Below are 2714 nucleotides of genomic sequence, written 5' to 3' on the forward strand. Positions count from 1 at the left end.
ATATTATATTGGACAGTAAGATTTCCAGTTCAAAATGTAGTAAATATGTGGCAGTTAAGTGAGAGAATGAGCGAGTTGTACTAGCAAAGCAATAATATGGTATAGTGAAACGAGGCTGTTTTTTCAGTCTCGTTTTTCAAATGCTTCCTATAGAGAAAGCATGCAAATGGAAAGGAAGTTATTATATGCGATCAGAAGTAACTGTAAAAATAAAACCGAAATTTATAAAAGAAATTAAAAGTGGATATCCGCTTATTTTAAAAGATGCGATTCAAAATTTAAATGATGTTCGTGAAGAAGGAACAATCATTAAAGTAGTAGATGAGAAGAACCACTTTGTCGGAAAAGGCTATTATGGAAAACAAAATAAAGGATACGGCTGGATTTTAACAAGAAAAGAGAGTGAACAAATTAATCAATCTTTCTTTGAAAGTAAAATAAAATCTGCCTTACATAAACGAAAGCAATTTTACAAATCAATTGATACGACAGCATTCCGTGTGGTGAATGGTGAAGGTGATGGTCTTGGAGGACTAATTATCGATTATTATGATGGCTACTACGTAGTAAGTTGGTATAGTGAAGGGATTTATACTTTCAGAGATGAGATTATAGCCGCTCTTCAAAAAGTAGCAAACTTTAAAGGTATTTATGAGAAAAAGCGTTTTGATACGAAAGGGAAATATATTGAGGGTGATGATTTCGTAGCAGGAGAGCGCGGCGAGTTCCCACTTATCGTAAAAGAGAACGGTGTAAACTTTGCGGTTTATTTAAATGATGGGGCAATGGTTGGTGTATTTTTAGATCAACGTAACGTTCGAAAACAAATTCGTGATAAATATGCAAAAGGAAGAACAGTGTTAAATATGTTCTCTTATACAGGTGCTTTCTCTGTATTTGCAGCGCTTGGCGGAGCGAGTAAAACGACGAGTGTTGACCTTGCAAATCGTAGTTTAAGTAAAACGATTGAGCAGTTTAGTGTAAATGAAGTTGATTATGAAGCGCAAGATATTATTGTAGAAGATGTATTTCTTTACTTCAAATATGCAGCGAAGAAAAAAATGAAATTTGATATGGTTGTACTTGATCCTCCAAGCTTTGCACGCTCAAAAAAATATACATTTAGTGCAGTAAAAGATTATAAAAATTTATTAAAAGAAACAATTGCTATTACAGAAAATAACGGTATTATCGTTGCTTCTACAAATTGTAGCGCATTCGATATGAAAAAGTTTAAAGGCTTTATCGATACAGCCTTTAAAGAAATGAATGGCAAATATAAAATATTAGAAGAACATTCTTTACCAGAAGATTTCCGTACCATTGATCAATTTAAAGAAGGAGACTACTTAAAAGTAGTTTTCATCGAGAAAATTAAAGGTTAATAAAGAAAAGGAGCTCGAGTTTACTTGAGCTCCTTTTCTTATTGAACGATATTTTGTACTCTACCGACTTGCCCGTCCTGCAATCGCACTTTAATGCCATGCGGATGGGAAGGGGAGTTTGTTAAAATATCTTTTACAATTCCACGTGTTAATTTGCCTGTTCGTTGATCTTGTTTTAATACAATATCAACTTCAAGACCGGGGGCGATATTAGAACGTTTTTGTCCGTTCATTTATACACCTGTACGTCTACGTTGGTTGTTTGTTTTCTTTGTTTGTTGGTTTTGTAATTTTTTTGTTTCTTGGCTTTGATTTTTTGCATTTTGACCATTTCCATTTCCTTGCTTTTTCTTAGCAAGTTGTTCACGCATTAAATCAGCTAAGCTTACTTTTTTGTTTTCTGACATGATAAGTCTCCTTTATATAAAGTTAATTATGAACAATCGTAGTGAATTTCATCATATCATTGTTAAGGAAGGAAGGGAAGTTGGTTTGAAAATTCATATAATTGTTTCCAGTCTGTAGTAGTTACGATACAATTGGATTGTTAACGTTTGTAAAAAGGGGATAGACATATGTCACATCATATTTTATTAGTTGAAGATGATATCTCAATTCAAGAGATGGTGGAAAAGTATTTAATAAAGGAAGGCTTTCAAGTTACGATTGCGTCTGATGGAGAAGAAGGCGTGAACACATATTTAAAAGGTTCATTTGATTTGATTATCCTTGACATTATGATGCCAAAGCTAGATGGCTTAGAGGTTGTACGAATCATTCGAGAAAAAAGTGCAGTTCCGATTTTAATGATGTCGGCAAAAGATACAGATGTTGATAAAGCTGTTGGATTAGGACTTGGAGCAGATGATTACATTTGTAAGCCGTTTTCTATGATTGAATTGGCTGCACGTGTAAAAGCAGGTATTCGGAGGTCTACGAAATACTCGGCTACAGAAACAATAGAAAAAATGATTCAAATTGGTGATTTAACAATTGATCCAATTAATTTTACTGTAGAAAAAAACGGGAAGCCTCTCAAACTTACTTTAAAAGAATTTGAGATTTTAAAGCTATTCGTAAAGAACCAAAATCGTGTATTTACGAAAGCGCAAATATATACGTTAGTTTGGAATGAAGAGTATTACGGTGACGATAACGTTATTAATGTTCATATGAGAAGATTGCGTGAGAAAATCGAAAGTGATCCATCTAATCCAGAATATATTAAAACGCTATGGGGCATCGGCTATAAGCTGGAAGTGATGTAATATGATCAATTTGTTAATAGGTATTATTTTTATATTGTTATGTGTTATTTATATGCAATAT

The 2714-nt window shown here is 33.2% G+C and carries 4 protein-coding genes; 2 read left to right on the forward strand and 2 right to left on the reverse strand.

Features of this window, described 5'->3' with window-relative positions:
* Nucleotides 1-185 precede the first annotated feature (185 nt).
* Nucleotides 186-1385 carry a class I SAM-dependent rRNA methyltransferase gene (locus ABWK52_RS17915; RefSeq protein ID WP_098541173.1) on the forward strand — a complete coding sequence of 400 codons (1200 nt, stop codon included), beginning with the start codon at nt 186-188 and terminating at the stop codon, nt 1383-1385.
* A 38-nt stretch (nt 1386-1423) separates the two neighbouring features.
* Here ABWK52_RS17915 and ABWK52_RS17920 read toward each other — a convergent pair whose 3' ends face one another.
* Nucleotides 1424-1618, reverse strand: a complete 195-nt coding sequence (locus ABWK52_RS17920; RefSeq protein ID WP_001014310.1) for a YwbE family protein — start codon at nt 1616-1618, stop codon at nt 1424-1426.
* The gene (locus ABWK52_RS17925) at nt 1619-1792 is read right to left on the reverse strand and encodes a hypothetical protein (RefSeq protein ID WP_001293578.1); all 174 of its coding nucleotides are present in this window, start codon (nt 1790-1792) and stop codon (nt 1619-1621) included.
* A gap of 168 nt (nt 1793-1960) precedes the next feature.
* On the opposite strand from ABWK52_RS17925, the gene ABWK52_RS17930 reads away from it, so the two are divergent.
* Complete coding sequence (locus tag ABWK52_RS17930) at nt 1961-2653, forward strand: response regulator transcription factor (RefSeq protein ID WP_000018029.1); 693 nt, start codon at nt 1961-1963, stop codon at nt 2651-2653.
* Nucleotides 2654-2714: the final 61 nt, after the last annotated feature.

Origin of the sequence: Bacillus sp. AP50, from assembly GCF_040492675.1 — a bacterium.
Classification (GTDB): domain Bacteria; phylum Bacillota; class Bacilli; order Bacillales; family Bacillaceae_G; genus Bacillus_A; species Bacillus_A cereus.